The 14404-nt window shown below is 65.3% G+C and carries 14 protein-coding genes; 12 read left to right on the top strand and 2 right to left on the bottom strand.

All coding sequences use genetic code 11. From position 1 onward, the window contains the following. The first annotated feature begins 63 nt into the window (after positions 1 to 63). The 4 genes from ACODS9_RS16870 (at position 64) to ACODS9_RS16855 (ending at position 4599) form a co-directional block, all read left to right on the top strand. Positions 64 to 699, top strand: a complete 636-nt coding sequence (locus ACODS9_RS16870) for an RluA family pseudouridine synthase (protein ID WP_476260393.1) — start codon at positions 64 to 66, stop codon at positions 697 to 699. A 109-nt stretch (positions 700 to 808) separates the two neighbouring features. Further along, positions 809 to 2098: a M18 family aminopeptidase gene (locus ACODS9_RS16865; RefSeq protein ID WP_023631594.1), complete on the top strand. Its 1290-nt coding sequence runs from the start codon at positions 809 to 811 to the stop codon at positions 2096 to 2098. 132 nt (positions 2099 to 2230) lie between these two features. After that, the gene (locus ACODS9_RS16860; RefSeq protein ID WP_167388396.1) at positions 2231 to 2401 is read left to right on the top strand and encodes a hypothetical protein; all 171 of its coding nucleotides are present in this window, start codon (positions 2231 to 2233) and stop codon (positions 2399 to 2401) included. Between the two features lie 44 nt (positions 2402 to 2445). Next, entirely contained in the window at positions 2446 to 4599 is a 2154-nt protein-coding gene (locus ACODS9_RS16855) for a mechanosensitive ion channel domain-containing protein (RefSeq protein ID WP_401106306.1), read from the top strand. Positions 4600 to 4638: 39 nt separating this feature from the next. On the opposite strand, the gene phnR is transcribed toward ACODS9_RS16855, so the two are convergent. After that, a complete protein-coding gene (gene phnR / locus ACODS9_RS16850) occupies positions 4639 to 5352 on the bottom strand; it encodes a phosphonate utilization transcriptional regulator PhnR (RefSeq protein ID WP_489094333.1) in 714 nt (237 codons plus the stop codon). A 336-nt stretch (positions 5353 to 5688) separates the two neighbouring features. Here phnR and ACODS9_RS16845 point away from each other — a divergent pair, with 336 nt between their 5' ends. The 8 genes from ACODS9_RS16845 to sugE all read left to right on the top strand — a co-directional run bounded on the left by ACODS9_RS16845 (position 5689) and on the right by sugE (position 12405). Continuing rightward, positions 5689 to 6747 carry an ABC transporter substrate-binding protein gene (locus ACODS9_RS16845; RefSeq protein ID WP_489094332.1) on the top strand — a complete coding sequence of 353 codons (1059 nt, stop codon included), beginning with the start codon at positions 5689 to 5691 and terminating at the stop codon, positions 6745 to 6747. A gap of 70 nt (positions 6748 to 6817) precedes the next feature. Further along, a complete protein-coding gene (locus tag ACODS9_RS16840; RefSeq protein WP_401106312.1) occupies positions 6818 to 7624 on the top strand; it encodes an alkaline phosphatase family protein in 807 nt (268 codons plus the stop codon). Beyond that, entirely contained in the window at positions 7621 to 8460 is an 840-nt protein-coding gene (locus tag ACODS9_RS16835; protein ID WP_023631600.1) for an ABC transporter permease, read from the top strand. The genes ACODS9_RS16840 and ACODS9_RS16835 overlap by 4 nt, the downstream gene beginning before the upstream one ends. Beyond that, the gene (locus ACODS9_RS16830; protein ID WP_367858197.1) at positions 8450 to 9244 is read left to right on the top strand and encodes an ABC transporter permease; all 795 of its coding nucleotides are present in this window, start codon (positions 8450 to 8452) and stop codon (positions 9242 to 9244) included. Before ACODS9_RS16835 ends, ACODS9_RS16830 begins: the two co-directional genes overlap by 11 nt. Before the next feature lies 1 nt (position 9245). After that, positions 9246 to 10235, top strand: coding sequence for an ABC transporter ATP-binding protein (locus tag ACODS9_RS16825; protein ID WP_489094331.1), 990 nt, complete (start codon positions 9246 to 9248; stop codon positions 10233 to 10235). 13 nt (positions 10236 to 10248) lie between these two features. Further along, positions 10249 to 10902, top strand: coding sequence for an HAD family hydrolase (locus tag ACODS9_RS16820; protein WP_489094330.1), 654 nt, complete (start codon positions 10249 to 10251; stop codon positions 10900 to 10902). 42 nt (positions 10903 to 10944) lie between these two features. Continuing rightward, a complete protein-coding gene (locus ACODS9_RS16815) occupies positions 10945 to 11910 on the top strand; it encodes a bile acid:sodium symporter family protein (RefSeq protein WP_102683655.1) in 966 nt (321 codons plus the stop codon). 177 nt (positions 11911 to 12087) lie between these two features. After that, on the top strand, positions 12088 to 12405 hold the full coding sequence (gene sugE, locus ACODS9_RS16810; protein WP_023631604.1) for a quaternary ammonium compound efflux SMR transporter SugE: 318 nt from the start codon (positions 12088 to 12090) through the stop codon (positions 12403 to 12405). A 16-nt stretch (positions 12406 to 12421) separates the two neighbouring features. On the opposite strand, the gene ACODS9_RS16805 is transcribed toward sugE, so the two are convergent. Beyond that, positions 12422 to 14296, bottom strand: a complete 1875-nt coding sequence (locus tag ACODS9_RS16805; protein WP_401106321.1) for an MFS transporter — start codon at positions 14294 to 14296, stop codon at positions 12422 to 12424. Positions 14297 to 14404 lie beyond the last annotated feature (108 nt).

Below are 14404 nucleotides of genomic sequence, written 5' to 3'. Positions count from 1 at the left end.
CCCCCCCCCCCCTGGGCCGCAAGGCGGCCCCAGTGCTTTCCGCCATTTCACCGAGACCTAGCAATGCCGCTGTCGAACATCCAGATCCTTCACGAAGACGCCGCCGTCCTGGTGATCAACAAGCCGACCCTGCTGTTGTCGGTGCCGGGCCGCGCCGAGGACAACAAGGACTGCCTGATCACCCGCCTGCAGGAAAACGGCTACCCGGAAGCCCTGATCGTCCACCGCCTGGACTGGGAAACCTCGGGGATCATCCTGCTCGCCCGCGACGCCGACAGCCATCGTGAACTGTCACGCCAGTTCCACGACCGCGAGACCGAAAAGGCCTACACCGCGCTGTGCTGGGGCCAGCCCGCGCTCGACAGCGGCAGCATCGACCTGCCCCTGCGTTACGACCCGCCGACCAAGCCGCGCCACGTGGTCGACCATGAGCAAGGCAAGCATGCCCTGACCTTCTGGCGCATCGTCGAGCGCTGCGCCGATCACTGCCGGGTCGAACTGACGCCGATCACCGGGCGCTCGCACCAGTTGCGCGTGCACATGCTGTCGATCGGCCACCCGCTGCTCGGTGACCGGCTATACGCCAACCCCGAGGCGCTGGCGGCCCATGAGCGGCTGTGCCTGCATGCCTCGATGCTGAGCTTTACCCATCCGGTGTCTGGCGAACGCCTGAAATTCGAGTGTCCGGCGCCGTTCTGAGACTCGGGCCCGATCGCGGGGCAAGCCCGCTCCCACGCCTCGCGATAGGGCTGACACAATTTTTCGAGCATTTACGCTAAACTCGCGCCACTGCTGTCTGGAGTGACTTATGCGCGATGCCCTGAACGCCGGCCTGATCGAATTCCTCAAGGCCTCCCCGACGCCCTTCCACGCCACCGCCAGCCTCGCGCAACGCCTCGAGGCCGCCGGCTACCAGCGCCTGGACGAACGCGACAGCTGGGCCACCGTGCCTGGCGGCCGCTACTACGTGACCCGTAACGATTCCTCGATCATCGCCATCAAGCTCGGCAAGCATTCGCCGCTGATCGGCGGTATCCGCATGGTCGGCGCCCACACCGACAGCCCATGCCTGCGGGTCAAGCCGCAGCCCGAACTGCAGCGCCAGGGCTTCCTGCAACTGGGCGTCGAAGTCTATGGCGGCGCCCTGCTCGCCCCTTGGTTCGACCGCGACCTGTCGCTGGCCGGCCGGGTCACCTTCCGCCGTGACGGCAAGGTGGAAAGCCAGCTGATCGACTTCAAGCTGCCGATCGCGGTGATCCCGAACCTGGCGATCCACCTCAACCGCACCGCCAACGAAGGCTGGCAGATCAACCCGCAGACCGAACTGCCACCGATCCTGGCGCAGGTCGCCGGCGACGAGCGCGTCGACTTCCGCGCCCTGCTCACCGAGCAGCTGGCCCGCGAACACGACCTCAACGCCGACGTGGTGCTGGATTACGAGCTGAGCTTCTACGACACCCAGGATGCCGCGTTGATCGGCCTGAACGGCGACTTCATCGCCGCCGCCCGCCTGGACAACCTGCTGTCGTGCTACGCCGGCCTGCAGGCGCTGCTGAACGCCGAAGGCGACGAGACCTGCGTACTGGTGTGCAACGACCACGAGGAAGTCGGCTCGTGCTCGGCCTGCGGCGCCGATGGCCCGATGCTCGAGCAGACCCTGCAACGCCTGCTGCCCGATGGCGACGACTATGTGCGCACCATCCAGCGCTCACTAATGGTCTCGGCCGACAATGCCCACGGCGTGCACCCCAACTACGCCGACAAGCACGACGGCAACCACGGCCCCAAGCTCAACGCAGGCCCGGTGATCAAGGTCAACAACAACCAGCGCTACGCCACCAACAGCGAAACCGCCGGGTTCTTCCGCCACCTGTGCATGGCCGAGGAAGTCCCGGTGCAGAGCTTCGTGGTGCGCAGCGACATGGGCTGCGGCTCGACCATCGGCCCGATCACCGCCAGCCACCTGGGCGTGCGCACGGTGGATATCGGCCTGCCGACCTTCGCCATGCACTCGATCCGCGAGCTGTGCGGCAGCCATGACCTGGCCCACCTGGTGAAGGTGCTCGGCGCCTTCTACCGCAGCCGCGAACTGCCCTGACGGCCAACCCGCTCCCACGCGACCCCGTGGGAGCGGCGGTACGACTTGCCCACCGCCTGCCCCCGGTCAATCCGCCTCGCTTGCAAAGCGCTATGCTTGATACATGGCCCCCAAAACAGAAGGATGCTGTCCATGTCATCGCCGTTCCTGTCCCTGTTCGTGCCGGTGTTCCTGTTCCTGATGCTGCTGACCATCGGTTTCAGCCTGCGCGAGCGCAATGTCGGCGTGCTGATGATGTGGATCGGCACCCTCGGCATTTTCGGCCTCACCTGCTGGAAGATCCTCGAGAAACTGCCGTCGTAAACCTCTACACTCGGGCAAACGTTTGACCTGAGGTAGATTTCCCGGTGCCAGCCCTCCTGCGTTGCATCACGCTGCTGTTCCTGCTGTTCGTCACGCCAGCGCACGCCGCCGGCCTGCCAGGCCTGCTCGGCTCCAGCACGCCCGCCCAGCCCGAAGCCAGCGAGCCCTTGGGCAAGTCCCTGGACGAGGTGATCAAGAACCTGGAAAACGACCAGCAACGCGCCAAGCTGCTGGCCGACCTGAAAAAGCTGCGCGACGCCACCCGGCAATCGCAACCCACCGTCGAACAGGGCGTGCTCGGCCTGATCGGCGGTGCCCTGCATGACTTCGAGAAACAGTTCAGCGGCGATGCCAGCCCGTTCAAGCGCTGGTCGCTGGAAATCGACCAGGCCCAGGACGAACTGGCCGCACTGGTGGTGCCGGTGCATCAATGGCCGGCGATCCTGTTCGGCTTCGCCGGGGTCATCCTGGTCTGGGGCCTGCTGGCCTATGCCTTCAACTGGATCGGCCACCGTGTGCGCCTGCGATTCGGCCTGACCGAAGACCTGCCGCAGCACCCGCGGACCTGGGACCTGGTGCGCTTTGCCCTGCGCAAGCTGGGGCCCTGGCTGGTGGCACTGGTGTTCACCGTGTACCTGAGCTTCGCCCTGCCCTCCTCGCTGGGCAAGTCGATGGCCATGGTGCTGGCCTACGCGCTGGTGGTCGGCACCCTGTTCTCGGCGATCTGCGTGATTGCCTTCTCGCTGCTCGACGGCCCGCATCGCCACCGCGCCCTGCATATCCTGCGGCACCAGGCGTTCCGCCCGCTGTGGCTGATCGGCAGCTTCGCCGCGTTCGGCGAGGCGATGAGCGACCCACGCCTGACCACCGCGCTGGGCAGCCACCTGGCCCACGCCCTGGCCACCCTGGCCAATGTGATCGCCGCGCTGTGCACCGGGCTGTTCATCCTGCGCTTCCGTCGCCCGATCGCCCACCTGATCCGCAACCAGCCCCTGTCCCGGCGCCTGACCCGGCGCACCCTGAGCGACACCATCGAACTGCTCGGCAGCTTCTGGTACATCCCGGCGCTGATCCTGGTGGCGATCTCGCTGTTCGCCACCTTCGTCTCCGCCGGCGACACCAGTACCGCCCTGCGCCAGTCGCTGATGTGCACCGTGCTGGTGGTGGTGTGCATGGTGCTCAATGGCCTGGTCCGTCGCCACGCGGCAAAGCCCAGGCGCGCCAACAAGCGCCAGGCGGTCTATACCGAACGCCTGCGCAACTTCGGCTATGTCCTGGTGCACCTGTTCATCTGGCTGCTGTTCATCGAACTGGGCCTGCGCGTCTGGGGCCACTCGATGATCAGTTTCGCCGAGGGTGACGGCCATGAAGTCAGCCTGCGCTTGCTGGGCCTGGCCGGCACGCTGATCGTCGCCTGGCTGGTGTGGATCCTCGCCGACACCGCCGTGCACCATGCCCTGGTGCATTCGCGGCGCGGGCTGGCCAACGCCCGTGCGCAGACCATGATGCCGCTGATCCGCAACGTGATGTTCGTGGTGATCGTCATCATCGCGGTGATCGTCGCCCTGGCCAACATGGGCATGAACGTCACCCCGCTGCTGGCGGGTGCCGGTGTCATCGGCCTGGCCATCGGTTTCGGCGCCCAGTCGCTGGTAGCCGACCTGATCACCGGCCTGTTCATCATCATCGAGGACTCGCTGGCCATCGACGACTACGTGGATGTCGGCGGCCACCTGGGCACGGTCGAGGGCCTGACCATCCGCACCGTGCGCCTGCGCGACATCGACGGCATCGTGCACACCATCCCGTTCAGCGAGATCAAGAGCATCAAGAACTACTCGCGCGAATTCGGCTACGCGATCTTCCGCGTGGCCATCCCGCACAGCATGAACATCGACCAGGCCATCACCCTGATCCGCGAGGTCGGGCAGAAACTGCGCAACGACCCGCTGATGCGCCGCAACATCTGGTCGCCGCTGGAGTTGCAGGGGGTGGAAAGCTTCGAGTCGGGCTCGGCGATCCTGCGGGCGCGGTTCAAGACCGCGCCGATCAAGCAGTGGGAGGTGTCGCGGGCGTTCAACCTGGCGTTGAAGCGCCAGCTCGATGAAGCGGGGTTGGATCTGGCGACGCCACGGCTGTCGGTGCAGGTGGTGACGGCTGGCGGAGGTGCGATGGCTCAGGGCGACGTTTCCAGCTAGTTCGCATCGCGGCGACCCGACTTGCCCCGCGATGCTTTGTTACCCAGCCTCGGCGCGAATGCGGATCGCATCGTGCCGCCAGTATTCCAGGTCGCAGTCGATCAGGTGCCCATGCTGGTCGCTGTTGACCCGGGTGATATGCAGCCCGGGGCTGCCAGCCGACACCTTCAAGGCAGCCGCCGCCTCGGCCGGCAACGCCGTCGGCAGGATCTCGAAGCACACCTGCCCATAGTGAATCGCGTACTCCCGCGCATAGATCTCGGTCAGTGACTGGGCCAGGTCCAGTTCGAGGATGCCGGGGAAGTAGCGCGGGTTGAGATAGTGCTCGGCATACAGCACCGCCCGCCCGTCGATACGCCGCAACCGGCAGATCCGCACCACGCTGGACAGCGCCGGCAGCCGCAGGCGCGCGCAGATCGCCGCCGGAGCCGGCTGCAGCCGCGCCGAAAGCAGCTGCGTACGCGGCTCGCGCCCCTGGTCGCGCACCATCGCATGGAAGTGGCTGCGCTCGATCAGGTCGTAGGTCAACCGCTCGGGCGCGACGAACCAGCCGCGCCGCTCCTCGCGGTAGATCAGGCCCATGGCCTCGAGCTGCACCAGCGCCTCGCGCAGCGTGATACGCGTGGTGTCGAACACCTCGCTGAGCCTGCGCTCGGCCGGCAGCTTGCCGCCGGGCGCCAGCAAGCCGTGTTCGATCTGCTCCTGCAGCGCGTGGCAGATGGCTGTTACCGCACGCGGTGGCGTCGCTTGCATCAAAGGTTACCTATCTGGACTAGTCCAGCCCCGAAACGGGGCAGTTGGAGCGTAGTGCAAGCCTAGGCACGGCTGATGAACATCCTGTGACACAGGCGCCGCAGGGCACTTGCCAGATCTGCCAGATCCGCGCCAGCCCACGCGAATCAAGGCTTTCGATCTGGTCTACGCTGTAGTTCCAGGGCCTTGGGCCTGTCACCCGCCCCCGCCCCTTACATCAAACTGTCACGCAACAGGCCTACCTTGGCGCAAGGTTTGCTGACCTAGACCAAGGGGTCGCAAGCACCGCTTCCGTTCATAACAACGAATGCAAGGCACCCACCAAAGGAGCTTCGGATGAAAAAGTTGTTCATGGCGTCACTGCTCGGTTCGGCCATCGCTTTTTGCACCTCGGCCATGGCCCAGGACCTCAAGGCCCTTGAAGACGCCGCCCGCAAGGAAGGCACGGTCAACAGCGTGGGCATGCCCGATGCCTGGGCCAACTGGAAAGGCACCTGGGAAGACCTGGCGAAAAAGTACGGCCTCAAGCACAGCGACACCGACATGAGCTCGGCACAAGAAGTCGCCAAGTTCGATGCCGAGAAGGACAACGCCAGCGCCGATATCGGCGACGTCGGCGCGGCCTTCGGCCCGATCGCGGTCGCCAAGGGCGTGACCCAACCCTACAAGCCAAGCACCTGGGACCAGGTCCCGGCGTGGGCCAAGGACCAGGACGGCCACTGGGCGCTGGCCTACACCGGCACCATCGCCTTCATCATCAGCAAGGACCTGGTGAAGGAAGAGGATCGCCCAAGCACCTGGCACGACCTGGAAAAGGGCAAGTACAAGGTCGCCATCGGTGACGTCGGCACCGCCGCCCAGGCCGCCAATGGCGTGCTTGCCGCCGCCATCGCCTACAAGGGCAGCGAAAGCAACATCGAGCCGGGCCTGCAGCTGTTCACCAAGCTGGCCCAGCAGAAGCGCCTGTCGCTGGCCAACCCGACCATCCAGACCCTCGAGAAAGGCGAGGTGGAAGTGGGCGTGGTGTGGGACTTCAACGGCCTGAGCTACCGCGAACAGATCGACCCGAAACGCTTCGAGGTGCTGATCCCCTCCGATGGCTCAGTCATCTCCGGCTACACCACCATCATCAACAAATACGCCAAGCACCCGAACGCGGCCAAGCTGACCCGTGAATACATCTTCAGCGATGCCGGCCAGACCAACCTGGCCATCGGCCACGCCCGGCCGATCCGTGCCGAACACCTGAAGCTGCCGGCGGACGTACAGGCCAAACTGCTGCCCAACGAGCAGTACAAGGCCGCCCAGCCAATCAAAGATGCTGCGGCCTGGGAAGCGACCTCCAAGGCCCTGCCACAGAAGTGGCAGGAGCAGGTGATCATCGAGATGGAGTAAGCGCCATCCACCTCGTGGGAGCATCGGCGCACCGCCGCTCCCACGAGGCCCCGTTTCCCCTGGAGCCAACATGTCACACAACGTCATCCTGGTCCTGCTCGACGGTCTCAACCACCAGGTCGCCCATCACGCCATGGGCCACCTGCACGCCTATGTCGAGGCCGACCGCGCCGCGCTGTACCGCGTGGAGTGCGAGCTGCCGTCGCTGTCACGCCCACTTTACGAATGCATCCTCACCGGTGTACCGCCAATCGACAGCGGCATCGTGCACAACAACATCAACCGCCTGTCCAACCAGCGCAGCGTGTTCCACTACGCCCGCGAGGCCGGCCTGGGCACCGCGGCGGCGGCCTACCACTGGATGAGCGAACTGTACAACCGCTCGCCGTTCGACCCGCTGCGCGACCGCCACACCCACGCGCCGAAGCTGCCGATCCAGCACGGCCTGTTCTACTACGCCGACCACTACCCCGATTCGCACCTGCTGGCCGACGCCGAGTACCTGCGCCGTCGCCATGCGCCGAATTTCCTCCTGGTGCACCCGATGAACATCGACGACGCCGGCCACCGCCATGGCCTGGACAGCAGCCAGTACCGCAACGCCGCGCGCAGCGCCGACATCCTGCTGGCCGACTACCTGCCGCGCTGGCTCGAGGAGGGCTACCAGGTGCTGGTCACCGCCGACCACGGCATGAACAACGACCGCTCGCACAACGGCCTGCTCGCCGAGGAACGTGAAGTGCCGCTGTTCGTGTTCGGTGACGCCTTCAGCCTCGACCCTGCGGCCAAGCCGCTGCAGACCGAGCTGTGCGGCACGATCTGCGAACTGCTCGGCGCCGCCCACGACAAACCGGTCTGCCGGGAGCTGCTCAAGTGAATGCAAGCCATCGCGGCCGCTACCTGGCCCTGCTCTGCCTGCTGCCGTTCGCCGTGTTCTTCATCATTTTCCAGATCGCGCCGCTGGCCTGGGTTGCGATAAACAGCCTGCAAAGCGAGAGTGGCTGGGGCCTGGCCAACTTCAGCAAGATCTTCGCCTCGAAGTTCTACCTGCAGGCGTTGCAACGCAGCCTGGAGATCAGCTTCTGGTCGAGCCTGTTCGGCATCGTCATCGCCACGTTGGGCGCCTATTCGCTGCGCCAGGTCGACTCGAAACTGCGCGACTTCGTCAGCGCCTTCGCCAACATGACCAGCAACTTTTCCGGCGTGCCCCTGGCGTTCGCCTTCATCATCCTGCTCGGTTTCAATGGCGCGCTCACCCTGCTGCTCAAGCAGATGGGGCTGCTCGGCGACTTCAGTATCTACTCCAAGACCGGCCTGATCCTGGTCTACACCTACTTCCAGATCCCCCTGGGCGTATTGCTGCTCTACCCCGCCTTCGACGCCCTGCGCGAAGACTGGCGTGAATCCGCCGCGCTGCTGGGCGCCAGCCATTGGCAGTTCTGGCGGCACATCGGCCTGCCCGTGCTTACCCCGGCGCTGCTTGGCACCTTCGTCATCCTGCTGGCCAACGCCCTGGGCGCCTATGCCACCGTCTACGCCCTGACCACCGGCAACTTCAACGTGCTGCCGATTCGCATCGCCGGCCTTGTGGCCGGCGACATCAGCCTCGACCCGAACCTGGCCAGCGCGCTGGCGATGGTGCTGGTGGGCCTGATGACCGTGGTCACGGTGGCCCATCAATGGCTGCTCAAGAGGAGCTACCATGCGCGCTGAAAACAAACCCGGCGGGCTCTACCACCGCGCGGTGGTCTACCTGCTGTTCCTCATCCTGCTGCTGCCGCTGGCCGGCACCCTGCTCTATTCGCTGGCCACCAGCTGGTCGGCGACCTTGCTGCCCAGCGGGCTGACCTTCAAGTGGTATGTGGCGCTGTGGAGCGAACCGCGCTTTCTCGCCGCCTTCGGCCAGTCGCTGCTGGTGTGCGTGGGCGCGCTGGTGCTGTCGGTGGTGCTGATCCTGCCGCTGTTGTTCGTGGTGCACTACCACTTCCCCAAGCTCGACGCCTTGATGAACGTACTCATCCTGCTGCCGTTCGCGGTGCCGCCGGTGGTGTCCGCGGTGGGCTTGCTGCAACTCTATGGCAGCGGGCCGATGGCCATGGTCGGCACGCCGTGGATCCTGATCGGCTGCTACTTCACCATCGCCCTGCCGTTCATGTACCGGGCGATTACCAACAACCTGCAGGCGATCAACCTGCGCGACCTGATGGACGCCGCGCAACTGCTCGGCGCCAGCACCTGGCAGGCGGCGTTCCTGGTGGTGCTGCCGAACCTGCGCAAGGGCCTGATGGTGGCGTTGCTGCTGTCGTTCTCGTTCCTGTTCGGCGAGTTCGTCTTCGCCAACCTGCTGGTGGGCACCCGCTACGAGACCTTGCAGGTGTACCTGAACAACATGCGCAACAGCAGCGGCCACTTCAACAGTGCCCTGGTGATCTCCTACTTCGCCTTCGTGCTGGTGCTGACCTGGGTTGCCAACCGCCTGAACAAGGACAAGACCTGACATGAGCTTCGTCAGCGTACAGAAACTGCAAAAGAGCTACGCCGGCAGCCCGGTGTTCGAGAACATCGACTGCCAGATCGAACGCGGCGAGTTCGTCACCCTGCTCGGCCCCTCCGGCTGTGGCAAGTCCACGCTGCTGCGCTGCATCGCCGGGCTGACCCCGGTGGACAGCGGGCGCATCCTGCTCGACGGCCAGGATATCGTGCCGCTGAGCCCGCAGAAACGCGGCATCGGCATGGTGTTCCAGAGCTACGCACTGTTCCCCAACATGACCGTGGAACAGAACGTCGCCTTCGGCCTGCGCATGCAGAAGGTCAATGCCGACGAAAGCCAGGCACGGGTGCGCGAGGTACTCGACCTGGTCGAGCTTGGCAGCTTCGCCGGGCGCTACCCGCACCAGCTGTCCGGCGGCCAGTGCCAGCGCGTGGCCCTGGCCCGCTCGCTGGTCACCCGCCCGCGCCTGCTGTTGCTCGACGAGCCTCTGTCGGCGCTGGATGCGCGTATCCGCAAGCACCTGCGCGAACAGATCCGCGCCATCCAGCGCGAGCTGGGGCTGACCACCATCTTCGTCACCCATGACCAGGAAGAAGCGCTGACCATGTCAGACCGCATCGTCCTGATGAACCAGGGACGCATCGTCCAGAGCGGCGATGCCGAAACCCTCTACACCGCGCCCGTGGACCTGTTCGCCGCCGGCTTCATCGGCAACTACAACCTGCTCGATGCCGACAGCGCCAGCCGCCTGCTGCAACGCCCGGTGGCCGCGCGCCTGGCGATCCGGCCAGAGTCGATCACCCTGAGCCTGAACGGCGAGCTGGATGGCGAGATCCGCAGCCACAGCCTGCTGGGCAACGTGATCCGCTACCGCGTCCAGGTACGCGGCGTGGAACTGGTGGTGGACGTACTCAATCGTTGCGCCAGCGATCTGCATGCGGACGGACAGCGGGTATCCTTGTCGATCGACCCCACGGCGCTACGGGAAGTGGCCTAAGGAGATTCAACGCATGGCACTGGCAATTTTCGATCTGGACGAAACCCTCATCCACGGCGACTGCGCGTCGTTGTGGAGCGAGCAGATGGCCCGACTGGGCTGGGTCGATGGCAAGAGTTTCCTCAAGCGCGACCATGAACTGATGGAAGCCTACGGCAAAGGCCACCTGCAGATGGAGGACTACATGGCCTTCAGCCTGGAGCCGATTGCCGGGCGCACCCTGGAAGAGGTGGAGCACCTGGTCGAGCCCTGGGTCGAGGATGTGATCGAGCCGCTCATCTACGGTGATGCCTGCCGCTGCATCGCCGAGCACCGCCAGCGTGGCGACCGGGTCCTGATCATCTCGGCCAGCGGTGCTCACCTGGTCGGCCCGATCGCGGCGCGCCTGGGCGTGGACGAATACCTGGCCATCGAACTGGAAGCGGTCAATGGCGTGTTCACCGGCAAGACCCACGGCGTGCTCACCTACCGCGAAGGCAAGATCACCCGCCTGCTGGAGTGGCTCGACCAGGAACAGGAAAACCTCGAGGGCGCGAGCTTCTATTCCGACTCGCGCAACGACCTGCCGCTGCTGATGAAGGTGGATCACCCCTACGTGGTCAACCCGGACCCGGTGCTGCGCGAGCACGCGCAAACCAACGGCTGGCCCATTCTGAGCTGGTCTTGAGTATGATCGGGGGCACCTGAACAGAACAACAAGGATTGCCCCATGCGTGCCCTCGCCGCCCTCAGCCGCTTCGTCGGCAACACCTTCGCCCTGTGGGTGCTGGTGTTCGCCTGCCTGGCCTTCCTTCAGCCACAGTGGTTCATCGCCCTCAAGGTCGCCATCGTGCCGCTGCTGGGCCTGGTGATGTTCGGCATGGGCCTGACCCTCAAGCTCGACGACTTCGCCGCCGTCGCCCGCCAGCCCTGGCGGGTGGCGCTGGGGGTCGTGGCGCATTTCGTGATCATGCCCGGGGTGGCCTGGCTGTTGTGCCAGCTGTTCCAGCTGCCGCCGGAAATCGCCGTGGGCGTGATCCTGGTCGGCTGCTGTCCGAGCGGCACGGCGTCGAACGTCATGGTGTGGCTGTCCAGGGGCGACCTGGCACTGGCAGTGGCGATCGCCGCGGTGACCACCCTGCTCGCCCCGCTGCTCACCCCGGCGCTGATCTGGTTCCTCGCCTCGGCGTGGCTGCCGGTTTCGTTCATGGACATGTTCTGGTCGATCCTGCAGTTGGTGATGCTGCCGATCGTGCTCGGCGTGCTCGCCCAGCGCCTGCTCGGCGCCCGGGTGCAGCTGGCGGTGCAGGTGCTGCCGCTGGTGTCGGTGGTAAGCATCGTGATGATCGTCTGCGCGGTGGTGGCGGTCAGCCAGGCGAAGATCGCCGAATCGGGGCTGCTGATCATGGCGGTGGTGGTGCTGCACAACAGCTTCGGCTTCCTGCTGGGCTACCTGACCGGCAAGCTGTGCAAGCTGCCGCTGGCCCAGCGCAAGGCGCTGGCGCTGGAGGTGGGCATGCAGAACTCCGGGTTGGGCGCGGCCCTGGCGTCGGCGCACTTCTCACCCCTGGCGGCGGTGCCCAGTGCGCTGTTCAGCGTATGGCACAACATCTCCGGGGCTTTGCTGTCGACGTGGTTCCGGCGGATGGAGGAGCCTGAGCCCGAGGTAGAGAACATCGTCTCTGCCAGAAATTGATGTTGCCTGCCCCGGCCTCATCGCAGGCAAGCCGGCGATGAGGCAACCACCGATCCTTGAAACTTGCCCCAGCCTCGGCAAATGGGCACTATAGTGCGCACTGTGAGGACGGCCTCACGACGCTGTGCGTGAACATACCGGGGACGGCCCCATCTTTGATAACGATGGAGACTCACCATGTCCTGGATCATCCTGTTCTTCGCCGGCCTGTTCGAAGTCGGCTGGGCTGTCGGCCTCAAGTACACCGACGGCTTCACCCGCCCCCTGCCCACCGTGCTGACGGTCGGCGCCATGGTCATCAGCCTCGGCCTGCTGGGCCTGGCCATGAAGGAGCTGCCGCTGGGCACCGCCTATGCCATCTGGACCGGCGTCGGCGCGGTCGGCACGGTGATCGCCGGGATCATCCTGTTCGGCGAATCCATGGCGCTGATCCGCCTGGCCAGTGTCGCCCTGATCATCACCGGCCTGGTCGGCCTGAAGGTCAGCGCCAGCTGACCTTCCTCCGTTACCCCTAGCGAACGTCGCCGCGCAGCAGGCTCACCTGCTCGCGCAGCGCCTCGGGCTGCGCCGCCTCCACCGGGATGGCGGCGCCGGCCACCAAGGTCACCCGCGACCACAGGCGCTTGAAGAAGCCTTTGTTCGGGTCACGGCTGAAGAAGCTGCCCCACAACCCCTGCAACGCCAACGGGATCACCGGCACCGGCGTCTCCTGCAGGATGCGGTTCACCCCGCCTTTGAACACATCGATCTCACCATCCGCGCTCAGCTTGCCCTCAGGGAAGATGCACACCAGCTCGCCATCGGCCAGGTACCGGGCGATGCGGGCGAAGGCGCGCTCGTAGGTGGCCTCGTCCTCCCCGCGCCCGGCAATGGGGATGGCGCCCGCGGTGCGAAACACGAAATTGAGCACCGGCAGGTTGTAGATCTTGTAGTACATGACAAACCGGATCGGCCGGCGGATCGCGCCGCCGATCAGCAGCGCATCGACGAACGACACATGGTTGCACACCAGCAACGCCGCGCCTTCATCGGGAATGCGCTGCAACTCACGGTGCTCGACCCGGTACATCGAGTGGCTGAGCAGCCAGATCAGGAAGCGCATGGTGAATTCCGGCACGATGCGGAAAATGTAGGCATTGACCGCGATGTTGAGCAGCGACACCACCAGGAACAGCTGCGGGATGCTCAGCTTGGCAAGGCTCAGCAGGACGATGGTGATGATCGCCGACACCACCATGAACAGCGCGTTGAGGATGTTGTTGGCGGCGATCACCCGGGCCCGCTCGCCTTCCGCGGTGCGCGCCTGGATCAGCGCGTACAGCGGCACGATGTAGAAGCCACCGAAAATACCCAGGCCGACGATCGACAGCATGATCCACCAGGCCTGGCTCATGCCCAGCAAGGCCAGCCAGTCATGGGGCACGGCACCGACCGGGACATCCCCCGAATGCCACCACCAGAGCAGGCCGAACAGGGTCAGGCCGAACGAGCCGAACGGCACCAGGCCGATCTCCACCTTGCGCCCGCTCAGGCGCTCGCACAGCAGCGAACCGACGGCAATGCCTACCGAGAACAGGGTCAGCACCAGGGTGACCACGGTCTCGTCGCCGTGCAGCCAGTCCTTGGCGTAGGCCGGGATCTGCGTGAGGTAGATCGCGCCGACGAACCAGAACCACGAGTTGCCGACGATCGAGCGCGACACCGCCGGGGTCTGGCCCAGGCCCAGGCGCAAGGTCAGCCAGGACTGCTTGAAGATGTTCCAGTCCAGTTTCATCTGTGGCGCGGCGGCGGCGGCGCGGGGGATCCAGCGGCTGGCCAGGTAACCCAGCACCGCGGTGCCCACCACCCCGGCGGCAGCCAGTACCGCGTACTGACTGGAGGACATCAGTACCCCGGCACCGATGGTGCCCGCCAGGATCGCCAGGAAGGTACCCATTTCCACCAGGCCGTTGCCGCCCACCAGTTCCTCCTCACGCAGGGCCTGGGGCAGGATCGAGTATTTCACCGGGCCGAACAGCGCCGAGTGGGTGCCCATGGCGAACAGCGCCACCAGCATCAGTTCCAGATGGTGGGTGACGAAACCGGTCGCGCCGATGGCCATGATGACGATCTCGGCCAGCTTGATGGCACGGATCAGGCGGTCCTTGGCGAACTTCTCGCCGAACTGCCCGGCCAGCGCCGAGAACAGGAAGAACGGCAGGATGAACAGCAACGCGCACAGGTTGACCCAGATCGAGCGGTCACCCTCCAGGCTCAGCTTGTAGAGGATCGCCAGGATCAGCGACTGCTTGAACAGGTTGTCGTTGAAGGCACCCAGCGACTGGGTGATGAAGAACGGCAGGAAGCGCCGCTTGCCGAGCAGGGTGAATTGCGAGGGGTGACTCATCGTCCTTGTACCTGGTTGGGCTTTGTCATTGGAGGCACGTACAGCGTGATAAGCCACAAATCTGCACGGGAATGTCCACAGGCACAAGGAACTTGTGGGAGCGGCAAG

It is taken from the genome of Pseudomonas sp. FG36 (assembly GCF_057809275.1).
Note: the sequence above shows the minus strand (reverse complement) of the source record. Positions and strands in the feature narration are given on the sequence as shown.